This window comes from Erwinia sp. HDF1-3R (genome assembly GCF_039621855.1).
Taxonomy (GTDB): Bacteria; Pseudomonadota; Gammaproteobacteria; order Enterobacterales; family Enterobacteriaceae; genus Erwinia.
The window spans coordinates 4,332,134-4,356,311 of record NZ_CP155071.1; the positions used below are offsets into that span (position 1 = coordinate 4,332,134).

20 protein-coding genes are annotated in these 24,178 nt (G+C 55.6%); 9 read left to right on the forward strand and 11 right to left on the reverse strand.

From position 1 onward, the window contains the following. Positions 1-68: 68 nt before the first annotated feature. Genes aaeB through aaeX form a run of 3 tightly spaced genes read right to left on the reverse strand, consistent with a single transcriptional unit; the run spans position 69 to position 3,184 of the window. On the reverse strand, positions 69-2,027 hold the full coding sequence (gene aaeB / locus AAGR22_RS19655) for a p-hydroxybenzoic acid efflux pump subunit AaeB (RefSeq protein ID WP_345829177.1): 1,959 nt from the start codon (positions 2,025-2,027) through the stop codon (positions 69-71). A gap of 13 nt (positions 2,028-2,040) precedes the next feature. Then, positions 2,041-2,973 carry a p-hydroxybenzoic acid efflux pump subunit AaeA gene (gene aaeA / locus AAGR22_RS19660; protein ID WP_067710244.1) on the reverse strand — a complete coding sequence of 311 codons (933 nt, stop codon included), beginning with the start codon at positions 2,971-2,973 and terminating at the stop codon, positions 2,041-2,043. Positions 2,974-2,980: 7 nt separating this feature from the next. Then, entirely contained in the window at positions 2,981-3,184 is a 204-nt protein-coding gene (gene aaeX / locus AAGR22_RS19665; protein WP_013204079.1) for a p-hydroxybenzoic acid efflux pump operon protein AaeX, read from the reverse strand. A gap of 278 nt (positions 3,185-3,462) precedes the next feature. On the opposite strand from aaeX, the gene aaeR reads away from it, so the two are divergent. Further along, the gene (aaeR, locus tag AAGR22_RS19670; RefSeq protein WP_067710242.1) at positions 3,463-4,380 is read left to right on the forward strand and encodes an HTH-type transcriptional activator AaeR; all 918 of its coding nucleotides are present in this window, start codon (positions 3,463-3,465) and stop codon (positions 4,378-4,380) included. A 40-nt stretch (positions 4,381-4,420) separates the two neighbouring features. Here aaeR and tldD read toward each other — a convergent pair whose 3' ends face one another. From tldD to csrD, 8 genes are all read right to left on the reverse strand, one after another. Beyond that, complete coding sequence (tldD, locus tag AAGR22_RS19675) at positions 4,421-5,866, reverse strand: metalloprotease TldD (RefSeq protein ID WP_067710240.1); 1,446 nt, start codon at positions 5,864-5,866, stop codon at positions 4,421-4,423. A gap of 83 nt (positions 5,867-5,949) precedes the next feature. Further along, positions 5,950-9,756 carry an AsmA2 domain-containing protein YhdP gene (yhdP, locus tag AAGR22_RS19680; RefSeq protein ID WP_345829182.1) on the reverse strand — a complete coding sequence of 1,269 codons (3,807 nt, stop codon included), beginning with the start codon at positions 9,754-9,756 and terminating at the stop codon, positions 5,950-5,952. A gap of 159 nt (positions 9,757-9,915) precedes the next feature. Then, entirely contained in the window at positions 9,916-11,385 is a 1,470-nt protein-coding gene (rng, locus tag AAGR22_RS19685) for a ribonuclease G (protein ID WP_067710236.1), read from the reverse strand. Beyond that, complete coding sequence (locus AAGR22_RS19690) at positions 11,375-11,968, reverse strand: Maf family protein (RefSeq protein ID WP_345829184.1); 594 nt, start codon at positions 11,966-11,968, stop codon at positions 11,375-11,377. The genes rng and AAGR22_RS19690 overlap by 11 nt, the downstream gene beginning before the upstream one ends. A gap of 8 nt (positions 11,969-11,976) precedes the next feature. Beyond that, positions 11,977-12,465: a rod shape-determining protein MreD gene (mreD, locus tag AAGR22_RS19695; protein WP_067710233.1), complete on the reverse strand. Its 489-nt coding sequence runs from the start codon at positions 12,463-12,465 to the stop codon at positions 11,977-11,979. Continuing rightward, entirely contained in the window at positions 12,462-13,568 is a 1,107-nt protein-coding gene (gene mreC / locus AAGR22_RS19700; protein ID WP_345829186.1) for a rod shape-determining protein MreC, read from the reverse strand. Before mreC ends, mreD begins: the two co-directional genes overlap by 4 nt. 66 nt (positions 13,569-13,634) lie before the next feature. After that, on the reverse strand, positions 13,635-14,678 hold the full coding sequence (gene mreB, locus AAGR22_RS19705; protein ID WP_067710229.1) for a rod shape-determining protein MreB: 1,044 nt from the start codon (positions 14,676-14,678) through the stop codon (positions 13,635-13,637). 310 nt (positions 14,679-14,988) lie between these two features. Further along, positions 14,989-16,938, reverse strand: a complete 1,950-nt coding sequence (gene csrD / locus AAGR22_RS19710) for an RNase E specificity factor CsrD (RefSeq protein WP_345829188.1) — start codon at positions 16,936-16,938, stop codon at positions 14,989-14,991. 222 nt (positions 16,939-17,160) lie between these two features. On the opposite strand from csrD, the gene AAGR22_RS19715 reads away from it, so the two are divergent. From AAGR22_RS19715 to panF, 8 genes are all read left to right on the forward strand, one after another. After that, positions 17,161-18,138: an oxidoreductase gene (locus tag AAGR22_RS19715; RefSeq protein WP_345829190.1), complete on the forward strand. Its 978-nt coding sequence runs from the start codon at positions 17,161-17,163 to the stop codon at positions 18,136-18,138. A 115-nt stretch (positions 18,139-18,253) separates the two neighbouring features. After that, positions 18,254-19,258, forward strand: coding sequence for a protein-methionine-sulfoxide reductase catalytic subunit MsrP (msrP, locus tag AAGR22_RS19720; RefSeq protein ID WP_067710223.1), 1,005 nt, complete (start codon positions 18,254-18,256; stop codon positions 19,256-19,258). Continuing rightward, positions 19,258-19,860, forward strand: coding sequence for a protein-methionine-sulfoxide reductase heme-binding subunit MsrQ (msrQ, locus tag AAGR22_RS19725; RefSeq protein ID WP_345829193.1), 603 nt, complete (start codon positions 19,258-19,260; stop codon positions 19,858-19,860). Before msrP ends, msrQ begins: the two co-directional genes overlap by 1 nt. Before the next feature lie 238 nt (positions 19,861-20,098). Then, positions 20,099-20,551, forward strand: a complete 453-nt coding sequence (aroQ, locus tag AAGR22_RS19730) for a type II 3-dehydroquinate dehydratase (RefSeq protein ID WP_345829195.1) — start codon at positions 20,099-20,101, stop codon at positions 20,549-20,551. A 21-nt stretch (positions 20,552-20,572) separates the two neighbouring features. After that, a complete protein-coding gene (gene accB, locus AAGR22_RS19735) occupies positions 20,573-21,043 on the forward strand; it encodes an acetyl-CoA carboxylase biotin carboxyl carrier protein (RefSeq protein ID WP_067710217.1) in 471 nt (156 codons plus the stop codon). A gap of 11 nt (positions 21,044-21,054) precedes the next feature. Continuing rightward, positions 21,055-22,404, forward strand: a complete 1,350-nt coding sequence (gene accC / locus AAGR22_RS19740; RefSeq protein WP_067710215.1) for an acetyl-CoA carboxylase biotin carboxylase subunit — start codon at positions 21,055-21,057, stop codon at positions 22,402-22,404. Positions 22,405-22,483: 79 nt separating this feature from the next. Then, positions 22,484-22,726, forward strand: coding sequence for a YhdT family protein (locus AAGR22_RS19745; RefSeq protein WP_345829198.1), 243 nt, complete (start codon positions 22,484-22,486; stop codon positions 22,724-22,726). After that, on the forward strand, positions 22,716-24,170 hold the full coding sequence (gene panF / locus AAGR22_RS19750; RefSeq protein WP_067710211.1) for a sodium/pantothenate symporter: 1,455 nt from the start codon (positions 22,716-22,718) through the stop codon (positions 24,168-24,170). The genes AAGR22_RS19745 and panF overlap by 11 nt, the downstream gene beginning before the upstream one ends. The last annotated feature ends 8 nt before the right edge of the window (positions 24,171-24,178 follow it).

The following is a 24,178-nucleotide window of genomic DNA, read 5'->3' on the forward strand; positions in this document are numbered from 1 at the left end:
TGTACGAGTGCAGGTGCAGGTGCAGGTGCAGGTGCAGGTCAATAATGTGCCTGCACCCTGCCCTGGGGTTAAATCTGAATCAGCGTGCTTTGGTACTTTTTCAGCATCTCCCTGAGCCGCTGCACCGGCTCGGTGGCGCTGAGTGGCGCGTCATACTGCTGGAGTTTGTCCTGGTAAATGTCCAGCTCCGCCAGCAGCTGCTCAAAATTACGCCGACGCTTCGTATCACTGCCGGAGGCGACGACGCGGTCTGCGGTGTGGCGCAGCTGTTTATGGTAGGCCGACAGATCGGCATTGACCGGAATTTCTGCCTCACGCAGCCGCTGATGGCTGATAATCAGCGTCAGGGCGATGCGATACTTGTTAATGTCGCCTGGGAACATATTGAGCAGCATAAACAACTGCTGGTAAAGCGCGGGCAGGTGATTTTCCCGCCGTCTGAGCTGATTTGTCGTCAGGGCCGAAACCGCAGAGTACATAAAGCGGTTAAGCAGCGTGCGGCCAATGCGGTCTTTTGACGTATCACGAATAAGCAGGATCACCAGCAGCGCCAGAAAGCAGCCAATGGCCTGGCCAAGCGCGTTATCCAGAAAGGCGCTCACGTTAAAGGTCATCGGGTTATCAAGCGTCAGTACGTTGACCGTGCCAACCAGTGCGCCCAGCGTGCCAATCTGCCGACGCTGAATAAGGATCCCGGCAACAAATGCCATTACCCCCATCGCGATGCACAACAACAGCATACTCTGTTGTGTCGATGGCATGATGAACATGTAGTAAAGCGAGCCGAGCGGAATGGCAACAATCATCCCGTAGAGGAAGTCTTTCGCCATCATCAGCGGATTGGGCATGCGCATCGCCAGCGCGGTGACGACCGCCAGCATAACCATGGCACCACTCCCCGACGACCAGCCTGACCAGAGCCAGAACAGCGAGCCGATAGCAGTGGCAACAAAGGTGCGGATACCGTTAACCAGCGCGTGTCGTGTTTCCGCAGAACGCATTTTCACTACCGGCTCACCATTCAGAACCTCTTCTTCCATACTGCTGATGCGGGCGTTGGTGTGAATGCCCTTAAGCAGAAGCAGATAGCGGGTTGCTGCACCCACCCAGTTTGCGATAGTGACCGGGGTATTTTTACTGCCGCTGGCGCTGATGACTCTACGCAGCACCTTCATCTGTTTGTGGACTTCTGCCACCGTAGTGGCCGGTTTTTCAAATAACAGATGAAACTGCGGCGGCAGGTAAGCCTCACGTGTGTCCTGGATAACAAAGGCCTCAGCCGCCTGGGTAATCAGCGTCAGCGAAAGCGTGTTTAAAGCACGCAGGCGTCGATCGATGTTATGCCATCTTCCCGACTCCATCATCAGGTGGCTACGCATGCCGTTAACGGCGGTTGTGCGACGCACCAGTCCGGTCAGGGCCTTATCGACCTCCTCTTTCGGCGCAGGCGCGACGCAGAGCTGCATCAGATGATAGTGATCCACCAGCAGCGCATCCACTTCCCGATCGAGATCCTGCTTAATGGAGCGCGGAGAGAACAGCATATCGGCGAGGATAGCGCAGACGATCCCTATGATGATTTCGCTACAGCGTTCAACGGCAAACTGCGGTGCCACCAGTACCGAACCATTGGCATTCAGACTTACCACGATAATCAGCGCGGTGTAGCCCGCCAGACCCAATGCATAGGAGTTCTCAACTTTGATCAGTGAGGAGAGCCAGACGCAGAATCCTGCCCACAGACAGCACAACAGCAGCATAACGACCGGTGCGCGAATGGTGGCGATCATGATCACCAGCGAGGCGATGCAGCCGATAAAGGTGCCGATAATACGCAGCATGCCACGGTGACGTAGCGCACCGGAAAAGGGATCGCCGCCGGCCGCAAATGCCGTGCCGCCCGCAACGATACAGGCCGTCATGACGGCCCAGCGCGGCGTTTGCAGATTAAAGTGAAAGCCAATCACCAGTGCCAGCACAATGGCAAAGGTGAGTTTGATCGGAAATCGCAGACGATACCACTGCATAACTGCTCCCTGCTTAGCCGAACTCACGCAGGCGATGCATCAGTTTCATCATGGGTGACATATCACTGGTCTGACGATCGCGCGCACCCGTTATCACTACCGTTGCAGTGGTACCGGAAGGATAAATATTACCCTGCTGCTGATCCAGACGGATACGGACGGGCACACGCTGCGCCAGACGCACCCACTCAAGGTTTGAGTCGATGGTAGCCATGCCTTTACTGTCTATCGTGCTGCTGCTGTTGGTCACCCCAGCCGCAATACTGTCAACGGTGCCGTGCAGCACGCGATTACTGCCCAGCGGCGTAATCTCTACGCGATAGCCCGGCCGAACGCCCTCCAGCTTAGTCTCTTCCATATAGGCGAGGATGTAGAAAGTATGCGCCTGCACCAGCGCCACCGCCGTCGATCCCCGGGTAATGAACTCACCGCGGTAGACGTTAAGGTTGGTAATCCAGCCATCAGCAGGGGCTTTCACTACGGTACGGGTTAAATCGAGCTGCGCGGTATCACGGGTTGCCGTGGCCTTTGCCAGCTGATGCTCGGTAGTCTGGTATTCATTGTTCGCCTGGTCGATCGCTTCCCGCGACATCGCAGAGACGCCCAGCTGGTTACGGCGGGCAGCCTCACGTCGTTTTTCACTGACCAGCGTCTGATAATAGGCGACGTCGGCTTCGGCCTGATTCAGCGCCTGCTGATAACGCGGCTGATCAACCACAAACAGCACCTGATCTTTTTTCACCAGCTGGTTGTCGTGTACGCGAACGTCGGTGATCAGACCGCTAACATCCGGGGCTATCGCCACGATATCAGCGGTAAATTTAGCATCACGCGTCCAGGGCGACTCGGTGTAAAACACCCAGGCACGGAAGATGACAATGACGGCTACGATGACCAGAATAAGGGTAATGGCAAACCGGGAAATTTTTCTTGTTAGCGCTTTCACTCAGACCTCAGACAAACAATCGGGAAACCAGATAAAATAGGCAGCAGTAGAGTGCTGTATTAAACAGTGCGGGATGCCAGACCAAATCGTAGATCCCGGTTGGCGTAAGCAGACGACGCACCAGCCAGAACAGCATCAGTGACACTATGATTTCAAAGAATATGGGCGGAAAGGAGAGCCCAAATATTACAATAACCGGAAGCATACTCATCTCTTATCCTTGTCAGTACTTAACCGGGCTCGCATTTGCCATACAAAAGCCACCTCCCTTGCTCAGGGCGGTTGCTGTTTTACAGGTTGATGATGACAGTCCTGTGCGCATACTGTCAGATAATCATAACCGGCGCTCAATGAATAATAGCGTATCCAGGAGCCAGCATTTCGGCGAGTTGAGTTACTGAGGAGTAACCCGGCGGTGCTATAGTAACGCGGCTGACTATGTGTTTTCTACCTAATGTGATCTAAATCACTTTTAAGCCAGAGTTAATAATGGAAAGACTGAAAGGCATGACCGTGTTTGCACGGGTCGTGGAGCTGGGATCCTTCACCGCTGCCGCCCATCAAATGCAAATGAGCGTTTCCGCCGTAAGCCAAATCGTCGCAAAGCTTGAGGACGAATTGCAGATCAAGCTGCTGAATCGCAGCACGCGAAGCCTCGGCCTGACCGAGGCGGGGAAAATTTATTTTCAGGGCTGTCGGCGAATGATGGCTGAGGCACAGCAGGTGCATGAGCAGCTCTACGCCTTCAACAACACGCCGGTCGGTGCGCTGCGCATCGGTAGCTCCTCTACCATGGCGCAGAATGTGTTGGCGACGATGAGCGCAGAGATGCTGAAAAAGTATCCGGGCCTGACCGTCAATCTGGTCACCGGCAGCCCGGCGCCTGACCTGATTGCTGATGGCCTGGACCTGGTGATCCGCGTGGGGGCGCTGCAGGATTCTAACCTGTTTTCCAAAAGGCTCGGCTCAATGCCGATGGTGGTCTGTGCCGCCAGAAGCTATCTGGCCACCCACGGCATTCCCGAAAAGCCGACGGACATCAGCAATTTTTCCTGGCTGCAATACAGTGTCCGGCCCGACAACGATGTAGAACTGACCTCGCCGGAAGGCGTTTCGATCCGCCTCTCGCCGCAGGGACGCTTCGCCACCAATGATTCACAAACGCTGATTAAGTGGCTGGGTGCAGGCTCCGGGATTGCCTGGGTGCCGTTGATGTGGGTGATTGATGAGATTAACGCCGGTAAAGTGGACATCCTTTTTCCGCACTATCAGTCGGTGCCACGACCGGTTTATGCGGTCTATACCCAGAAGGATAAGCTACCGCTTAAGGTTCAGCTCTGTATTGATTCTCTGACGGCCTATTTTGACCGGGTGGCGGATATTTATCAGGAGTTCAGAGGAGAGTAGGGAAATAAAAGACGCCGCCCTGGCAGGCGGCGTCATGCCGTCAGGCGGTACCACCTACGGTCAGTTTATCCAGCTTCAGGGTCGGCTGGCCAACGCCGACTGGCAGACTCTGCCCCTCTTTGCCGCAGACGCCAACGCCCTTATCCAGCGCCAGATCGTTGCCAACCATCGAAATCTGCTGCATCGCCTCAATGCCGGAGCCGATGAGCGTCGCCCCTTTCACGGCTTTAGTGACCTTGCCCTTCTCAATCAGATAGGCCTCTGAGGTTGAGAACACAAACTTGCCGGAGGTGATATCCACCTGCCCACCGCCAAAGTTTGGCGCATACAGGCCGTAATCCACGCTTTCGATAATTTCCTGCGGGGTGGATTTACCGTCCAGCATATAGGTATTGGTCATGCGCGGCATCGGCAGATGGGCATAGGACTCACGTCGCCCATTGCCGGTAGGTTTGACTCCCATCAGGCGCGCATTGAGCTTATCCTGCATATAGCCCTTGAGGATGCCGTTTTCGATCAGCACATTGTACTGCCCGGGTACGCCTTCATCATCCACGGCCAGCGAGCCGCGCAGCCCGTCAATGGTGCCATCATCAACGACGGTGCAAAGCTCTGATGCCACCATCTGGCCCATCTGACCGCTAAACACCGAGGTTCCCCGCCGGTTGAAGTCACCTTCAAGACCGTGACCCACCGCTTCGTGCAGCAGGACGCCCGGCCATCCCGCGCCCAGCACTACCGGGATGGTCCCGGCAGGTGCCGCTACGGCGTTAAGATTCACTAACGCCATCCGCACCGCTTCGCGCGCCCAGGCATCAGCACGAACTTCGCCCGATTCGTCAGCCAGGAAGAATTCGTAGCCGAAACGGCCGCCGCCGCCGCTCGAGCCGCGTTCGCGCTTACCGTTTTCTTCAACCTGAACGCTGACGGAGAGGCGAACCAGTGGCCGGACGTCGGTCGCAAGCGTTCCATCGGTTGCCGCCACCAGAATCAGTTCATAGACGCCGCTCAGGCTGGCGCTGACTTCCTGCACCCGCTTATCTGCCGCACGCGCGGTACTGTCAACGCGATGCAGCAGGGCGATTTTTTCTTCACGACTGAGGCTTTGGAGAGGATCAACCGCCGGATAAAGGGGGCGGTTCATTACCGCACCCAGCGTGCGAGAGATACCGTTGCCCTGCTCACGCACAATGCTGCGCGCGGCCATGGCGCTTTGCGTCAGGGCGTTTAGCGTGATCTGGTCGGCATAGGCAAACCCGGTTTTTTCGCCGCTGACCGCACGGACGCCGACGCCCTGGTCAATATTCCAGGAGCCATCCTTAATAATGCGGTCTTCCAGTACCCAGGATTCGTGAAAGCTGGACTGAAAATAGAGATCCGCATAGTCGAGCTTACGTTCAGAAAGCTGACCAAGCAGGGTAAAGAGATCCTGTTGATTAATATTATTCGCAGTTAGTAACTGCTCACTTACCAGATTCAGACTCATGTATTCTCGCTCTGTGTGGATGAGCCAGTAACCGCTGGCATCGCATTTCTATAGCCTGAGGCAATTCCCCGGTCACGTCAAATTCACTTCGCGCTGTTATCTCGCGGCTTTCGCAACACTTCGTCAATCTGTGGTTTATCAATCGGCCCGGAAATATGGTAGCGCAGCACCGATATCTTGTTCCAGAGCGGGCCCAGCACTTTACTGGCCGCAAATACCGCTGCTCCAATCACCGGGTTTACTGCAAAGGCTGTCGCTACGCCCACCGTAGCGGAGATTTCCGGCGTGACCACCGCTTCCATATCAATCTGACGTTTCACCAGATCCATTTTACCCTTCATGGCAATATCCGCCTCCAGCCCGTCAACCAGCAGGTTATCGGTATGCAGCGTGCCTTTATCAATCCAGGCGGTGCCGTTAATGGAGTCGTAGAAAAAGCCGCGATCGAAGGTATCGCTGAAATCAAGGCGCAGCTTACGCAGTAGCGCATCGAAACTCACCAGGCGCAGGAGCTGCCCGGCGCGGCCCGTATTGACGTCGGCTATCTGACCCGCGCCAAAGTGGCTTTTGAGCACGCCGCTTAGGGTGGCCTCCGACGGCTGCCAGGGTGCCGACTGCCAGTGAAGATCGTAGTTAATCGTAAAGGGCGAGTCGCGCAGCGGCGAGTTCACACCAAACCAGTTGGTTGCATCATTGACCTTCCTGCCACTCAGCACCCCCTTCAGCGCGGTGCGTTGGGCACCAGGGCGGTTGACCCACTCGCCGTTCACCGTCAGCCTGGCGCTGCCGGTATCAATTAACCCGTTACGCAACGTCAGCGTATCACTGCTATGAGAGAGGTTCGCCTGCATCCGGCCAAATTTCTGCCCTCTCAGCCAGCACTGGTCACAGACGATATTCAGCGCTGGCCACCGGCTGAAATCAATCCCACGGGTATCGTCAGGCAGCGGCGATGCGCTTTTCTGTGTAGCCCACTCCGGGTTGTAATAAAGATAGTTAAGGTGACCCACCCAGGGAGAACGCTGATTCATATCCAGCGCGCCTGTAATTTCACGCCCCTTAACCTCTACGCGGGGATCGCCCGATACGCTCTGGCTGAGCGTTGCGTTCAGATCGTGCCATTCCTGGCCCGCAAGAGTGAGTTGAGGCGTGTGCAGGGTAATATTACCGGGAATGCTGCTTTTGCTACGGGCTTCCAACCCGCTGCCTTGTGTACTATCCGCGCTGAACAGGCCTAGCCAGGCGGCACCGTCCAGCGGCGGCAGGTTCAGTACCATTCCGCTCTTGTCTGGCAGCGGCGGCGTTGCTTTGGCATTATTTTCCCATATGCCACGCTCGACCCTGAGCTGTTTGCCCAGCAGCCATCGGCTGTTAAAACGATTACGTTCTCCCAGCGCCCCGCTCAGGGTGAAAGCGGCCAGATTTCCTTTGGCATTAACTCTGACAGGCATCGCTACACCTGAGTCTTTATCAAGCGGAGAAGGTAAGTGACTGCTCACATTTTTCAGATCGCCGTCAAGGACAATCTGATACTCTGCCCCCCCCTTGTGAGGCAAATTGATCAGAATATTACTCTGCCAGCTGGCGCTGCCGCTGAGTTTTTTCCGCAGGCCGTCGGGAATAAGGTCTATTTTTGCCGGCTGCCAGTCGCCTTTCATATCAATACCGATATCGAAACCTTTCGCTTCTTCGCGGGTAGAAAAGCTCACACCCACCGGCTGGCCAAACCAGCTGGCGGTCAGCGGTCCGCTTTGCAGATTGCCGTTATCGTAGGTAAAGCGACCGTGAAGCGCATGCAGGGTGCTGTCCAGCGGTTTGATAAACAGCGTATTATTATTGAGATTCACATCGCCGGTGGCATGCACCTCCTCACCATCCAGCGGGATATTCAGGTGTAAGTGACCACTTACATCACCGCCTATTTGTAGCTGTTCCAGCGCCGCGCCAAGGGATGATTTCAACGGGGAAAGATTGAAATAATCACCAACCTCTGCCCCTGACCCACTTATATCGCCGTCAATAATCAGCTTTTCCTTCACGTAGTCAGGAATAACGGCGGAAATGTTTCTGCCCTGCACGTCGCCAAGCTTCGTCTCTTGTGCCTTCATCCACAGACCATCGTTGATAAAGTCGAGGTTAATATCCAGATTCTCAAGCGCGGGCCAGCCTGGCTGGAACTGATAGGTCGCCTGCCTCAGCGGAACCCATACTTCAAACATGCCGTCATTGTGCTTAAACGGGAACAGATGGGGATTACCGTGGAAGATCAGCGAGGCGTTATGCGCCTGACCGCCTTTGATCGCCCCGCTAAGATAATTCACCAGCGACGTGCCCATCAGCGGCTCCGGGAAGTAGCGCCAGGCATCCCCGGCCTGCGTGACATTGATTCCCGCCAGGATATCCAGCTGTGGCGCCTGTCCTTCAGACTGCGTATAGCTAAAATCACCCCTGGCCCACAAAGAGCGAGCTTTGATGTCCAGCTGGTCGCCGGCCAGCATCAACCGATCGTGACTGTACTGCCAGCGGATGCCGCCCGTGGCCTGCTCAATCTCAAGCGGCGCGCGGAACATCGAGCCATACGGCAGGCTGGCATCGCGAATGTTGAATTTCAGCTGCCCGTCGGCAACCGCGCCCGATACGCTACCGCTAAAGTGTTCCATGCCGGGAAGGAGCTGCCAGTGCTGCCAGCTCAGATCCTGCCAGCGGGCCTGAAAGCGGCTTTGATCGGGCTGGGCGAGCGGCACATCCACCGCCAGCGCGGTAAGACGCCCGCGAGGCTGCAGTGCGCGCCAGTTATTAAGCAGCTGCGGCGACAGCCTGGCAAATAAGGGTATCAGCGGATCAATACGTTCGATATCCAGGTTGTTCGCGCGCACGCGAATTTCGTCCTGGCGATCCGGCCCCGGCAGCGTGCTGTCTGCTGGCAGCCAGAGCAGGGATAACTGCCCTTTCGGCCAGGGCTTCCCATCCGTGACCAGATTGGTTTGCGGCAGATGTATGCGCCAGCCATTATTAAAGCGGGCAATATGGGCGGTAACATTATCGACGGTGAGCTGGTGAGCCTGCTTATCGCCCTTCCAGCTTGCGCCGCCTTTTTTAAGCAGTACGTCTCCGTCATAAATTTGCCCGTCCTTCAGGCTCATCCATGCCGCCAGGCTGAAGCGCGCGCTTTCCAGACTGGTATTATCACGCATCCATTGTCCCAGCCAGGGCCTGACGTCCACGTCGTCGGCCTGCATCCATACGCGCCCGGTGTCGAGATAGCCGTTGCTATCGCTCAGATCCAGCCGCACCTGCACCTCGCCGTGCTGGCCGGTAAAGCTTGAGAGGTTGACCAGCCCTTCTGCCCGATGGCGATTTTTTTCATTCAGCCAGGTGAGCTGTGGAATATCCAGGCGGGCGCGCTGGCCGGAAGGTGTAAGAAAGCTAATCTGGCTGTCGCGCAGGTCGAAATGGTCAAACTGGCGCAGGAAGAGATCGCTGAACTGCCCCGGCTCCAGCTGCATTTTATCGCTGTTTCCACTGGTCAGCGGCGTGTTGGTAGTGAGTCTGAGATGGTAAAAGGTGAGGTTGCGAAACTGCCAGCGCAGATGCAGCAGCGACTGCCAGACGTCCAGCGCCAGTGAAACGCGATCGACCTTCAGTTCGCCGCCATCCTTCAGACCAACCTGAATCTGTTTTACTTCCAGCACCGGACCAAAGTTCTGCCACTGACCGCTAAGCGCACTCGCCTGTACAGGCATCCCGATGACGGAAGAGACCTTTTCCAGCAGGGGCTCACGCCAGCTATTCATGTGGGGCATAACCAGTCGTAGCCCGCTAATAAGCAGCGCAACAATGACCACAACTATTGCGCCGGTTAGCAGCAGAATCTTCGGCAATTGCCTCACACACCTCTCCTTGTCTTCCGCGAGAACGGAAAGTCATCACGCACCCTCGTCACATCCTTTTCGCGAACGAAATGGATCAGGGTGCACAGGCTGTAGTTTACCCAAACGAAGTCGATTAATCAGCAGGCGAAACTGGAGGGTGGAACCCCTCCCGCAACGTTACATCATTACCACGTCAAATTGCTCCTGAGTATAGAGCGGTTCTATCTGCACTTTTACCTGCTTACCGACGAATATTTCAACTTCTGCCAGAGCATGTGACTCATCGGTTTTCAGCGCCTCACCCACCGCAGGGGAAACATAGACCAGAAAGCGATCGGAATCATAGGCATGATGCACACGAACGATTTCACGCATAATTTCATAACAGACGGTTTCGACGGTTTTTAGCGTGCCCCGCCCTTTACACACCGGACAGCCCTGACACAGGACGTGCTCAATGCTTTCACGGGTGCGCTTGCGGGTCATTTCCACCAGCCCAAGCTGAGAAAAGCCATTGATCCCGGTTTTAACCCGGTCTTTACTTAACGCCTGTTCCAGCGAATGCAACACGCGACGACGGTGATCGTCGTTACTCATATCAATGAAATCAATAATGATTATGCCGCCCAGATTGCGCAGGCGCAGCTGGCGGGCGATCGCCTGGGTGGCTTCAATGTTGGTGTTAAAAATGGTTTCATCAAGATTGCGGTGACCGACAAAGGCGCCAGTATTGATATCAATAGTGGTCATCGCTTCGGTCTGATCGATAATCAGATAGCCGCCAGACTTCAGCTCCACCTTACGATCGAGCGAGCGCTGGATCTCATTTTCCACATCAAAGAGGTCGAAAATGGGCTGATTTCCGGTATACAGCTCAAGCTTAGCGGTCATTTCAGGGATATATTCCCCGGTAAACTCCACCAGCTGTTCATAGCTCAGCCGCGAATCGATCCGCACGCGATCGAGTGCGGCGCCGGCAAAGTCGCGCAGAATGCGCTGCGACAGCGCAACCTCCCCGTACAGCCGATAGCGGGTCTGATTGCGCTTTTTCCGCTCAATCACCTTGGTCCACAGACGCTTAAGAAACGCCGCATCGGACGCCAGTTCCACTTCGCCCACCCCTTCGGCCGCCGTGCGGATAATATAGCCGCCCAGTTCGTCACAGTAGGAGGAGACGACGGCCTTGAGCCGGTTGCGTTCCGCTTCGCTTTCAATACGCTGTGAAACGCCAACGTGCGATGCGCCGGGCATAAATACCAGATAGCGCGAGGGCAGCGTGATATCGGTAGTCAGACGCGCCCCCTTTGTGCCCAGCGGATCTTTCACCACCTGGACCATTAAATCCTGCCCCTGACGGACCAGCTCGGAGATATCACGCACCGAAAAGTTCTTCTGCTCCTCCCCGGCTACGCACTCCGTGTGCGGCATAATGTCGGACGCATGCAGAAAGGCGGCCTTCTCAAGGCCAATATCGACAAATGCCGCCTGCATCCCCGGCAATACCCGGCTGACGCGGCCCTTGTAAATATTGCCGACGATGCCCCGACGCGCCTCACGCTCAATGTGGATCTCCTGCAGGATCCCGCCGTCAATATAGGCAACGCGCGTTTCCGAAGGGGTAATATTTACCAGCAGTTCAGCCGTCATTATTTGCTTTTGCCTCACGCATCGCGGTGAAATTGCTGAACAGCTCCGCAGTTTCTACCAGCGGTAATCCCACGACGGCATGATAGCTGCCGTTGATTTTCCGCACAAAATTTCCACCCAGCCCCTGAATGCCGTAGGCGCCCGCTTTATCCATCGGTTCACCGCTGGCAATGTAAGCCGCGATATCTTCAGGGGTAAGGATGCGAAACGTCACCTCGGTCTCCACCAGGCAGTCCAGCTGCTGGCGGCGATCGGCCAGGGCAATAGCGGTGATCACCCGGTGGGTTTGCCCTGAAAGCTTCGTTAGCATCGCGGTGGCAGCGGCCTCGTCAGCCGGTTTTTCCAATACCTCACCCTGCAGAACGACGATAGTATCCGCACCCAACACGGGCAAATCGCTTTTCGCGACGGCGACACCTGCCCGTGCTTTTTCACCGGCAAGACGGCGGGCGTAGGTTTCGGCGGTTTCGTCGGGATGTTTTTGCTCTTCAACCTGCGTGGAGAGACGCTCAAACCGCAGGCCAAGCTGCGTCAGTAGCTCACGACGGCGCGGGGAACCAGAGGCCAGATAAAGGGATACCATAATCTTCCTTATTGTACGGCGAACTGGCGGCGTATTTTTCTCATCAGTAAAAACAGCCAGGGCCAGAGGATACCGTCTATTACGCTGTTCCAGAAAATCTCTGGTCGGAACGAGACGTTTATCACTAAAAATTCAGCCCAGAATACAATGACGTCCATTGCCAGCGACAGCACCATCACCATCAGTGCCTGCTGCCAAAGCGCAAGATTGCGGAACAGCTGGAATTTGAACGCCACCAGGTACGCAATGATACTCAACGCCAGCGCGCGAACGCCCAGCGTCGAGCCAGAGATAAGATCCATTATAGATCCCATCACAAAGCCCGTACCAACATTCACGCGGTGCGGCAGTGCCAGCACCCAGTAGATTAAAATCAGAAGCAGCCAGGATGGCCGGAACATATAGAGCTGTTCCGGCCAGGGCATAATTTGCAGAACCAGCGCGAGCAGAAACGACAGCCAGATCACCCACCGTCCATGGCCGCGATAGCTACTCAAGGCTGACTCCGTCGCGGGGCCGAGGGCGATACCACGGCTGGTCGGGCGGCAGGCGTACCGGACTGACTGGCGGCATGAGTGGCGGACTGACTGGCGGCATGAGTGGCGGCGGGAGCGCTGGACTGAGTGGCCGGAGGCGTCTCGCTGCCGTCATGAGAAGCACCCGGAGCCGGAGGCCCGGGGATCTCGCTGGCGGCGGGTAATACCTGCGGCATCATCTGCATCAGACGCTCGTTAGCCACCCGGTGCACTTCGTCTGGTGCCATCGGCATCACGCCATTACGATCGGCCCCCCACAGTAAAAGCAGGTAGCGCAGGCGTTGCAGCCCTGCGGTAGGGCGGGCCTGAATAACGGTATAGGCGCGCTGCGTATCCAGCTTAACACTGGATACCACACCGACCGGATAGCCTTCCGGGAAGCGTCCACCCAGACCGGAGGTGACCAGTACGTCACCGGGGCGAATATCGGTATTGCCCGGCAGATGTTCCAGCTGCAAATCTTCAGTGCAGCCGTTGCCCGCGGCAATCACGCGGATATCGTTGCGCAGCACCTGAATGGGCAGCGCGTGCGACGAGTCGCAGATCAGCATCACGCGGCTGGTAATTTTGCCGACGGCAACCACCTGACCGACCACACCTTTGTCACTAATAACCGGCTGGCCTTCGTAAACGCCATTGACGCTGCCTTTATCGATAACCACCTGGTCGGTATAGGGATCGGTGCCGGTAGAAATCACCTGGGTGACCATCTTCTGCTCGTCCTGACGCAGCGGTGAGCCAAGCAGTTCACGCAGACGCGCGTTTTCCTGCTTGTACTGTCCCAGCATCAGCAGTTCGCTGTTTTTGATCATCAACTCGCGTTGCAGAGCTTTGTTTTCCAGCTCAAGCTGCTGGCGGGAGGCCAACGTTTCAGAAACGTTGTCCAGAATTTGACGTGGCCCGTTGGCCAGAAAATAGAATGGGCTGACCGCAGTATCCATATAGGTGCGTATCTGGGTAAAAGCGCCCATGCGACTGTCAGCGATAATCACACCTATCGCTACCAGTACCGCTAAAAATAAGCGTAACTGCAGGGAGGGTCCCCTGCTGAAGATCGGCTTCATAAACTCGGCGTTTTCCTCGACATCATGAAAAAGGAGTGTAGGAAATCCCACACCCCTTCGGGCAAATTATTCTTCGCTGAACAAATCGCCGCCGTGCATGTCGATCATTTCCAGTGCTTTACCGCCTCCGCGAGCGACGCAGGTCAGCGGATCTTCAGCAACCACAACCGGAATGCCGGTCTCTTCCATCAGCAGGCGATCGAGATTACGCAGCAGTGCGCCCCCGCCGGTCAATACCATACCGCGTTCTGATATATCAGACGCCAGCTCTGGCGGGCACTGTTCCAGGGCAACCATCACGGCGCTAACGATACCGGTCAGAGGCTCCTGCAGCGCTTCCAGGATTTCATTGGAGTTAAGCGTAAAGCCACGCGGTACGCCTTCAGCAAGGTTACGTCCACGCACTTCAATTTCGAGAACGCCATCGCCAGGATAGGCCGAGCCAATTTCGTGCTTAATACGTTCAGCGGTCGCTTCGCCAATCAGCGAGCCATAGTTACGGCGCACATAATTAATAATGGCTTCATCAAAACGGTCGCCGCCGATGCGCACGGAGGAGGAGTAGACCACACCGTTCAGGGAGATCACCGCCACTTCTGTCGTACCGCCACCGATATCAACCACCATGGAGCCGGTCGCTTCTGACACCGGCAGGCCGGCACCGATTGCAGCTGCCATTGGCTCCTCTATCAGAAACACTTCACGTGCGCCAGCGCCCTGCGCCGACTCACGAATAGCGCGACGTTCAACCTGCGTTGCACCCACGGGTACGCATACCAGTACGCGCGGGCTTGGGCGCATAAAGCTGTTGCTGTGAACCTGTTTGATAAAGTGCTGCAACATCTTCTCGGTCACAAAGAAATCGGCGATAACGCCATCTTTCATGGGCCGGATAGCGGCGATATTACCGGGGGTACGCCCCAGCATCTGTTTAGCGCCATGACCTACTGCCGCAACGCTCTTAGGAGAACCGGCACGATCCTGACGTATAGCAACAACAGAGGGCTCATTCAGAACGATACCCTGTCCTTTTACGTAAATCAGGGTATTGGCGGTACCCAGGTCGATGGACAAGTCGTTGGAAAACATGCCACGGAATTTTTTAAACATACTAAAGGATAATCCTGCAAGCTGGGGGCGGAAAAAATCCGCTTACTTTACCAACCACGCGAAGCAGCGACAAGGCGCAAAAACAGTCTGCTCCGGTGAAAAAAACGCTATCTCACACCTGCGTCACAACCCGAAAAACCAGGGGCAAACAGAGCGCCTGTCTGCGAGCTTCTCGCCCTATTTCAACGTTGGTAAGCGGACATAACGTACATGAAACTTTACATTTTAAGGTGCCCGGACTGTCAGGGGCACCCTTTGCCGGCACCACAGCCGCGCGGCTATTCTACGTGAAATCCTGCTTAACGGCAGGCTAAACTCGATATCTTTTCGAATATTTTTTCACATTGCTGCTAAGAGGTTCAGAAGGCGCAAACAGATCGCCCTGCCCGCCTTCAACGCCCAGTTCAGTAAGGGTTTGCCACTCTTCCCGCGTACGGACACCCGCGGCGAAAACACGCGTTGCCGTCCCTTTACAGCCCTCAAGCAGACTTTGCACCAAAAGCTGATTCTCTGTGCGGCGATCGATACTGCGTACCAGACCCGGATGCAGTTTTACCAGCTCGACATCAAACTGCTGGATGTAGAACGTGCTGACCACCGTTAAACCAGCCTGATTGATGGCAAGTCGACAGCCAAAACCCTTAAGTAAGCGAAGCGCAGGCCGCAGACGGTTGATGTGTTGACACACATCTGCTTCTGCAAGTTCAAATAAAATCTGATTTCTTTGTGATTTGATGCATTGCAGCAGCATATCGCGCAGCCAGTGCTGAAAAGATTGTTGTAATAATGCATCCACCGTCAGGGGTATCGTCAGCGTCTCATCCGGCCAGAGCGGCAGCAGTGAGAGAATGCGGGTGACCAGCTGGCGGTCGTAAATCTCTGCCATCCCCATTTGCTGCACCAGCGGCAAATACTCTGCGGCGAGCAGCTCTTTGTCACCGTCGAAGATTCTCGGCATCAGCTCCCTGTGATGCACATTGCCATCGCCCAGCACGGCGGGCTTTTGATACAGGCGTGGCCCGCCCCGGGCAAGCGTGTTCTCCAGCAGCGTCCGCCACTTCACGCTGCCGCGCGCGAGCTCATGCGTAGGCACCTCACCCACTGACCAGCCGTTCCCTCCCAGCAGCACCGCGTTGCGTGTTGCCATTTCGACACTTTCCATCACCTGCTGGGTCGTTTGTCCGCTGTGCCAACCGCTGATACCAATATGGATCATATCTTCGCGGTTCAGCATGGGGGTGGGAGGAAGGGCGTCGACGGCGGTGATCAGCTGGGATGCGATGCTGTCCGCATCTTTCAGACTGCGGTGAGGCAGAAGCACGGCAAAATCACTGCGAAAATAGCGCGCCAGCAGGGCTCCCGGATAGCGAAGCACGAAGGTGGACAATAAATTACTCATCGCATAAAGATAATCCTGAGTCTGCGAGTGTCCCCAGCTTTCGCGCAGGGCGTCAAAGTCAGGCAGCCGGATCATCATTACCATGCCGTGCGCACTTGCCGTTTCAGAATCGTCCAGCATGGTCGCCAGCTGATTGTCAAAAAAAAGCCGGTTATTAAGCCCCGTTTTCGCATCTTTGGCGGCAAAAGCGCGGATCAGCGTGTCTATACGGTTACGCTGTTCGCCCGCATCATAAAGATCGGCCAGCAGCATATCGATAGCCGAACTCGCCTTAGGGGGCCATTCATGCACTGAGCCCCGACTGACCCGATTGCGTTCGCCCTTCAGCACGTCACCTGCGCGCAGCTCCAGTCGCTCCATCCCTTTCAACTGCCGGTAAAGCCAGCGGTGAAAAAGCAGCAGCGCTATCGTCATGACCACGACAATGCTGACAATAACCGTCAGGATAAAACTGCCAATAAATGAATTTAGCCAGGTTTTTGTCGAGTCCACCCACCAAAGATTCAGCGAACAGTGGGGGTGAAGAGGCAGCGGGAAAACGCTATGACGAACTTTGTTGGGCTCATCATGGAGTACTGCATTTTGATGACGCTGTAGATTAAAACGGGATCCGCCCGCCTCCGTTAACTCAATCCGGGTGATTTGCAGGGGCCCCATCATTGGCTGCATCCAGACAGCAATATGGTCTGGGGATTGGGTGAGCAGCGCGCTGTCCACCTCACTCGCCAGCTCCTGCAGCCGGTGCTCTGCCCGAAGATTGCTAAGATAGAAAAAGCTCAGTACGCACCCTACCAGCATAAGAAGCATTGCCAGCATGCTCAGAAGGGTGAAAATCGCAGAAAGTTTGGTAGTTAATCGCATCCCTGTGCCCATGTTTACTGCAGTTAACGATATGCCATGTCCGTTGTGTCAGCGTAAAGAATGGCTGTGGGGCCAACAATACGTCAGATTGCGGGTTTTCTCATGGAAGTACCTGCTCCGTCAGATAATTGTTTGCCTGATATCAGAATAGTGGGTATTACGAGGAGTAGACTGACTGAGTGCTTTTTTTATCTTTACCTAACGTTAATTCAGGAGATTCCTATGCAGGCTCTGGTTCTTGAACAGTCAGAAGGCCGTACCACCGCTATCGTGAGAAGCCTTTCGCCAGACGCGCTTCCCGCAGGCGAGGTCACCGTGGATATAGACTGGTCATCGCTCAATTATAAAGATGCACTGGCGATAACGGGTAAGGGAAAAATTGTTCGTAATTTTCCGATGGTGCCCGGCATAGATTTCGCCGGTAAGGTTCATCACAGCGAAGATCCCCGCTTTCAGACGGGCCAGGCGGTTCTGCTGACCGGCTGGGGAGTCGGCGAGAATCACTGGGGCGGGCTTGCAGAGCAGGCCCGGGTGAAGGGCGACTGGCTGGTGCCGATGCCTGAAGGATTGGATGGCAGAAAGGCGATGATAGTCGGTACGGCGGGCCTGACCGCGATGCTTTGCGTGATGGCCATTGAGGAGGGCGGCGTGCTGCCTGGCCAGGGAGATATCCTGGTGACCGGTGCCAGCGGCGGCGTGGGAAGCACGGCAGTGGCACTGCTTAGCGCGCTGGGCTATCGGATCACGGCAGTCAGTGGACGGGCATCGACGCACGATTATCTCCGCCAGTTGGGTGCAGCAGAGATACTCTCCCGCGCGGATGTTGATAAGGACACGCGGCCGCTTGAAAAACAGCGCTGGGCGGGGGCGGTCGATACGGTGGGAGACCGGACGCTGGCCAGCATACTGGCGCAGATAAATTATGGCGGCGTGGTGGCGGCCTGTGGGCTGGCGGGCGGCATCGGGCTGAACACCACGGTGATGCCTTTTATCCTGCGAAATATTCGCCTTCAGGGGATCGACTCCGTTAATACATCTTTCGCTCGTCGCACCGACGCCTGGCGGAGAGTAGTGAAAACCCTTCCGGCATCCTTTTATCAGCAGGCGGCGCACGAAATCACCCTGCATGAAGCGGCAGAGAGCGCAGCGAAACTGCTCAATAACGGCCTTACCGGGCGCACGCTGGTTAAAATTCGATAAGCTGGGACGGAGGCGACAGACCCGCAATGACACATTTTTGCGGCCGGACTCGCAGTTTTCGAAATCTTTGCGCATGATAGGTATTGTAGAACTATTCGCCAGTGGAGCGCGCCCGATGAAACCCGTTGATAAACTTACCGAAAATGACGTTACGCCAGAAAGCGTGTTTAACGCTCAACGCCGCCAGCTGCTGAAAACGCTGGGGATTAGCGCGGCAGCCCTCTCTATTCCCCCTGCGGCGCAGGCTGACGTTCTTTCGTGGTTCAAAGGCAACGATCGCCCCAAAGCGCCCCCTGGCAAAGCGCTGGACTTTAGTAAACCTGAGCGTTACCAGGCGGCGCTGCCCCTCACGCCCGAAGACAAGGTGACCGGTTACAATAACTTCTACGAGTTTGGTCTGGACAAAGCCGACCCTGCCGCCAATGCAGGCACGCTCAAAACTACCGACTGGAAAATCGAAATTGGCGGCGAGGTGGCAAAGCCCCTGACGCTGAACATGGACGACATCTTTAAACGCTTCCCCCTTGAGCAGCGCATTTACCGCATGCGCTGCGTGGAAGCCTGGTCGATGGTAGTGCCATGGGTCGGTTTTGAGCTGGGTAAGCTGCTGCGGGCGGCAGAACCGACCAGTAATGCCCGCTATGTCGCCTTCCAGACCCTCTATGCCCCCGATGAAATGCCCGGCCAGAAGGACCGCTTTATCGGCGGCGGCATTGACTATCCCTACGTCGAGGGACTCAGACTTGATGAGGCAATGCATCCCCTTACCCTGTTGACGACCGGCGTGTATGGCAAGGCCCTCCCGCCACAAAACGGCGCGCCGATCCGCCTGACGGTGCCCTGGAAATATGGTTTTAAGGGCATTAAATCGATCGTTAAAATCACCCTGGTCAGAGATATGCCCCCCACCACCTGGAATCAGCTGGCCTCTAATGAATACGGTTTCTATGGCAATGTGAATCCGCATGTCGATCACCCGCGCTGGTCGCAGGCCACCGAGCGTTTTATTGGGTCGGGGGGGATTCTGGACGTAAAACGCCAGCCGACGCTGCTGTTCAACGGCTATGCCAGCCAGGTGGCTTCGCTCTACCATGGCCTCGATCTGCGGGAGAATTTTTAGTGAAGCGGCTGACGCTCAGGCAGGTTACCGCGTTTAAAGTGCTGCTACACCTGGCAGGATTTCTGCCGCTGCTGTGGTTGTTTTTATCGATCGACCAGGGCTGGTTCAGTGCCGATCCGGCCAAAGACATTCAGCACTTTACCGGCAGGATGGCACTAAAATTCCTGCTGGCCTCGCTGCTGGTAACGCCGCTGGCCCGCTACGCCAGGCAGCCTCTACTTATTCGCGTACGTCGCCTGCTCGGCCTGTGGTGTTTTGCATGGGCAACGCTACATCTGGTGAGCTATTCGGTGCTTGAGCTGGGTATCAGCAATCTGGGCATGTTAGGCTCAGAGCTGATTTCCCGCCCTTACCTGACGCTGGGGATTGTCAGCTGGATTATTCTGACCGCGCTGGCCGCAACCTCGTGGCAGAAAGCGCAGCGAAAACTGGGTAAGCGCTGGCAAACCCTGCATAATCTCATTTACCTGGTGGCCGTGCTGGCGCCCGTGCACTATCTCTGGTCGGTCAAAACCTTCTCTCCGCAGCCGTGGATTTATGCCCTGATTGCCGCGATCCTGCTGGCATTGCGCTATAAAAAGTTCCGCCAGTGGCTGCGCTAGCGCCCGTCAGGAGTGTGTCCGATCCCGCATAACGTAAAATTAACTGCCCCTGATTTCAGAGGGGCAGTTGATAATCTTCGCTGATACGACCAGTATTTAGCTGCTAATTGCCCCGAAATCGTTATAATGCCCGGCTTTAAACCTGCGCGCGTGCCAATTTTCACCCTTATGGGTGACAAATGGCTTTTGCCGATGTATTTTGTCCGATGCCCTATTTATCGCAGGAGATAGCAGCAAGATGGCCGACAAGTTTCACATACTGCTTTTAAACGGTCCCAACCTCAATCTTCTTGGCTCGCGTGAGCCTGAGAAGTACGGGACAACCACTTTGGCAGAGATCGTCAGCGGGTTAACTTCGCAGGCTGACGCTCTTCAGGTGAAGCTGAGCCATCTTCAGTCGAATGCAGAATACGCTCTGATTGACCGTATTCATGAGGCCAGAGGCAATACTGATTATATCGTCATTAATCCGGCCGCTTTCACGCACACCAGCGTTGCACTTCGTGATGCCCTGCTTGCAGTCAGTATCCCGTTTATTGAAGTGCACCTCTCAAACGTGCATGCTCGCGAACCGTTTCGCCATCATTCTTATCTTTCTGATATTGCTGCCGGCGTAATTTGTGGACTTGGTGTCGACGGTTATACCTGGGCTTTACAGACGGCGGTCAAACGCCTGTCACAATCTCATTAAACAGAGTACGGAACCACACTCATGGATATTCGTAAGATTAAAAAACTGATCGAACTGGTTGAAGAATCAGGCATTGCTGAACTGGAAATTTCTGAAGGTGAAGAGTCCGTTCGCATCAGTCGTGCGCCTGTGAATACGGGCTACCCAATGATGCAGCAGGCTTATGCTGCGCCGATGATGCAGCAGCCCGCTCTGGCAACAGCCGTTGCACCTGCAACCTCTCCGGCGATGGAAGCGCCTGCTGCTGCTGAGATCAGTGGCCATATCGTACGTTCACCAATGGTCGGTACCTTCTACCGTACACCAAGCCCGGATGCCAAAGCATTTGTGGAAGTGGGTCAGAAAGTTAACGCTGGCGACACGCTGTGCATCGTTGAAGCGATGAAAATGATGAACCAGATCGAAGCCGATAAATCCGGCGTAGTGAAAGCGATCCTGGTTGAAAGCGGCCAACCCGTTGAATTTGACGAGCCGCTGGTAGTCATCGAATAACGAGGCGAACCATGCTGGAAAAAATTGTAATTGCTAACCGCGGTGAAATTGCGCTGCGCATCCTGCGCGCCTGTAAAGAGCTGGGCATCAAAACCGTTGCCGTGCACTCAAGCGCTGACCGCGATTTAAAACACGTACTGCTGGCGGACGAAACCGTATGTATTGGCCCGGCACCGTCCGTTAAAAGCTATCTGAATATCCCTGCTCTGATCTCCGCAGCGGAGATCACCGGCGCCGTGGCGATTCACCCCGGCTATGGCTTCCTGTCCGAAAATGCGGACTTTGCCGAACAGGTTGAACGTTCAGGCTTTATCTTTATCGGTCCTAAAGCTGAAACTATCCGTCTGATGGGTGACAAAGTCTCCGCCATCAACGCGATGAAAAAAGCCGGTGTTCCCTGCGTACCCGGTTCAGACGGTTCGCTGAATGATGATATGGATAAAAACCGTGCCTTTGCGAAGCGTATCGGTTATCCGGTGATCATCAAAGCCTCTGGCGGCGGCGGCGGTCGTGGTATGCGCGTCGTTCGTCACGATAAAGACCTGGAACAGTCCATTAATATGACCCGTGCGGAAGCGAAAGCGGCTTTCAACAACGATATGGTCTATATGGAGAAGTACCTGGAAAACCCGCGCCATATCGAGATTCAGGTACTGGCAGACGGTCAGGGCAACGCCATCTATCTGGCGGAGCGCGACTGCTCAATGCAGCGTCGCCATCAGAAAGTGGTTGAAGAGGCGCCAGCGCCAGGCATCTCCGAAGAGATGCGTCGTTTTATCGGTGAGCGCTGTTCAAAAGCCTGTATCGACATCGGCTATCGCGGTGCGGGTACCTTCGAGTTCCTGTTTGAAAATGGTGAGTTCTACTTTATTGAGATGAACACCCGTATTCAGGTTGAACATCCGGTAACGGAGATGATCACCGGTGTGGATCTGATTAAAGAGCAGCTGCGCATTGCTGCCGGTCAGCCACTGTCGATCAAACAGGAAGACGTGATTATTCGCGGCCATGCGGTTGAATGCCGTATCAACGCAGAAGATCCGAATACCTTCCTGCCCAGCCCGGGCAAAATCACCCGCTTCCATGCGCCAGGTGGTTTTGGCGTTCGCTGGGAGTCGCATATCTATGCCGGCTACACCGTGCCGCCGTATTACGACTCCATGATCGGCAAGCTCATCACCTACGGTGAAACCCGTGAAGTGGCTATTGCCCGCATGAAGAATGCGCTGGCTGAGCTTATCATCGACGGCATCAAGGTTAACGTTGAGCTACAGATGAAGATTATGAGCGACGAAAACTTCCAGCAGGGTGGAACCAATATCCACTACCTGGAGAAGAAGCTCGGTCTTCAGGAAACCTGATTAGCCTGATGTTTCGCCAAAAAGGCCGGTCTGACCGGCCTTTTTCTTTACGTATAAAAGTACCAGGTGAGGTATCGACATGGACAAACGCTTTGTTCAGGCTCATCGCGAGGCCCGCTGGTCCCTCTGGCTGGCCGTCGGCTATATTGCAGCCTGGTCACTGATGGCCTGGCTGCCCGACAGTAAACCCGGCTTCACCGGGTTGCCACACTGGTTTGAAATGGCCTGCATGCTGGTTCCCGGCGTATTTATACTCCTGTGCTGGCTGATGGTCAGGCTGGTCTTTCGTGACATTCCTCTGGAGGACAAGAGTGAGACTTGAGATCATTCTGCCGCTTATCGCCTATCTGCTGCTGGTAGCCGGGCTTTCTGTCTATGCCATGCGTAAGCGCCAGACCGGTAATTTTCTGACGGAATATTTCCTGGGAAGCCGGTCAATGGGCGGTTTCGTGCTGGCGATGACGCTGACCACCACCTACATTAGCGCCAGCTCGTTTATCGGTGGACCAGGGGCGGCCTATAAATATGGCCTGGGCTGGGTATTGCTGTCGATGGTACAGGTACCCGCCGTCTGGCTGTCGCTGGGCATTCTCGGCAAGAAATTTGCCATTCTTGCACGACGCTATAATGCGGTAACCCTGAACGATATGCTGTATGGCCGCTATCGCAGTCCCCTGCTGGTCTGGTTTGCCAGCCTGAGCCTGCTGGTTGCGTTTATAGGCGCGATGACCGTCCAGTTCATTGGCGGCGCACGCCTGCTGGAGACGGCGGCTGGCATTCCCTACGATACGGGGCTGCTTATCTTTGGCGGCGCGATCGCGCTCTATACCGCGTTTGGCGGCTTTCGCGCCAGCGTACTGAATGATGCCATGCAGGGTGTGGTGATGCTGGCTGGCACCTTCCTGCTGCTTTTTGCGGTGATTCATGCGGCTGGCGGCCTCCACAGCGCCGTTAATAAGCTTCAGCAGATTGATCCCCAGCTCCTCTCCCCGGGCGGCGTGGATAACATCCTTAGCCCTACGTTCCTCGCCTCGTTTTCCGTGCTGGTCTGTTTCGGCGTCGTGGGGCTACCGCACACGGCGGTGCGCTGCATCTCCTATAAAGACAGTAAGGCCGTGCATCGGGGAATGATCCTCGGCACTGTCGTGGTAGCCGTGTTGATGTTCGGCATGCACCTTGCCGGCGCGCTGGGCCGGGCCGTGATGCCTGACCTGGCGATCCCCGATAGTGTGATCCCCACGCTAATGATCCATGTGCTGCCGCCGCTGGCGGCGGGGATCTTTCTCGCCGCACCGATGGCCGCCATCATGTCGACTATCAATGCCCAGCTTCTACAATCTTCTGCAACGATCGTAAAAGATCTTTATTTGCGGGTTCGCCCGCAGCAGATGGATAATGAGCGGCTGATGAAGCGGATGTCCAGCATCATTACCCTTGTGCTGGGCCTGCTGCTGCTGGGTGCCGCGTGGAAGCCACCTGAGATGATTATCTGGCTAAACCTGCTGGCATTTGGCGGCCTTGAGGCCGTCTTCCTGTGGCCTCTGGTTCTCGGTCTGTACTGGGAGAAGGCCAATGCCGCAGGCGCCCTGAGCAGTATGATCTCCGGTGCAGGCTGCTACACGCTGCTTGCCAGCCTGTCGCTTCAGCCCTGGGGCTTTCATCCTATCGTGCCGTCACTGCTGATAAGCCTGATCGCATTCGTCATTGGTAACCGCTTTGGCCATACCGACTCGTCATCAGCGGTGGCGTCAACCCCGTTTAAATAAAGAGAAAT

Excerpts from the sequence above, each read along its gene's own strand:
- AAGR22_RS19690 (WP_345829184.1), bottom strand. The coding sequence starts at position 11,968 with ATGGTATCCCTTTATCTGGCCTCTGGTTCCCCGCGCCGTCGTGAGCTA.
- AAGR22_RS19715 (WP_345829190.1), top strand. The coding sequence starts at position 17,161 with ATGCAGGCTCTGGTTCTTGAACAGTCAGAAGGCCGTACCACCGCTATC.
- accB (WP_067710217.1), top strand. The coding sequence starts at position 20,573 with ATGGATATTCGTAAGATTAAAAAACTGATCGAACTGGTTGAAGAATCA.
- aroQ (WP_345829195.1), top strand. The coding sequence starts at position 20,099 with ATGGCCGACAAGTTTCACATACTGCTTTTAAACGGTCCCAACCTCAAT.
- rng (WP_067710236.1), bottom strand. The coding sequence starts at position 11,385 with ATGACGGCTGAACTGCTGGTAAATATTACCCCTTCGGAAACGCGCGTT.
- mreC (WP_345829186.1), bottom strand. The coding sequence starts at position 13,568 with ATGAAGCCGATCTTCAGCAGGGGACCCTCCCTGCAGTTACGCTTATTT.
- csrD (WP_345829188.1), bottom strand. The coding sequence starts at position 16,938 with ATGCGATTAACTACCAAACTTTCTGCGATTTTCACCCTTCTGAGCATG.
- accC (WP_067710215.1), top strand. The coding sequence starts at position 21,055 with ATGCTGGAAAAAATTGTAATTGCTAACCGCGGTGAAATTGCGCTGCGC.
- AAGR22_RS19745 (WP_345829198.1), top strand. The coding sequence starts at position 22,484 with ATGGACAAACGCTTTGTTCAGGCTCATCGCGAGGCCCGCTGGTCCCTC.
- mreB (WP_067710229.1), bottom strand. The coding sequence starts at position 14,678 with ATGTTTAAAAAATTCCGTGGCATGTTTTCCAACGACTTGTCCATCGAC.
- aaeX (WP_013204079.1), bottom strand. The coding sequence starts at position 3,184 with ATGAGTATGCTTCCGGTTATTGTAATATTTGGGCTCTCCTTTCCGCCC.
- aaeB (WP_345829177.1), bottom strand. The coding sequence starts at position 2,027 with ATGCAGTGGTATCGTCTGCGATTTCCGATCAAACTCACCTTTGCCATT.
- tldD (WP_067710240.1), bottom strand. The coding sequence starts at position 5,866 with ATGAGTCTGAATCTGGTAAGTGAGCAGTTACTAACTGCGAATAATATT.
- msrP (WP_067710223.1), top strand. The coding sequence starts at position 18,254 with ATGAAACCCGTTGATAAACTTACCGAAAATGACGTTACGCCAGAAAGC.
- aaeR (WP_067710242.1), top strand. The coding sequence starts at position 3,463 with ATGGAAAGACTGAAAGGCATGACCGTGTTTGCACGGGTCGTGGAGCTG.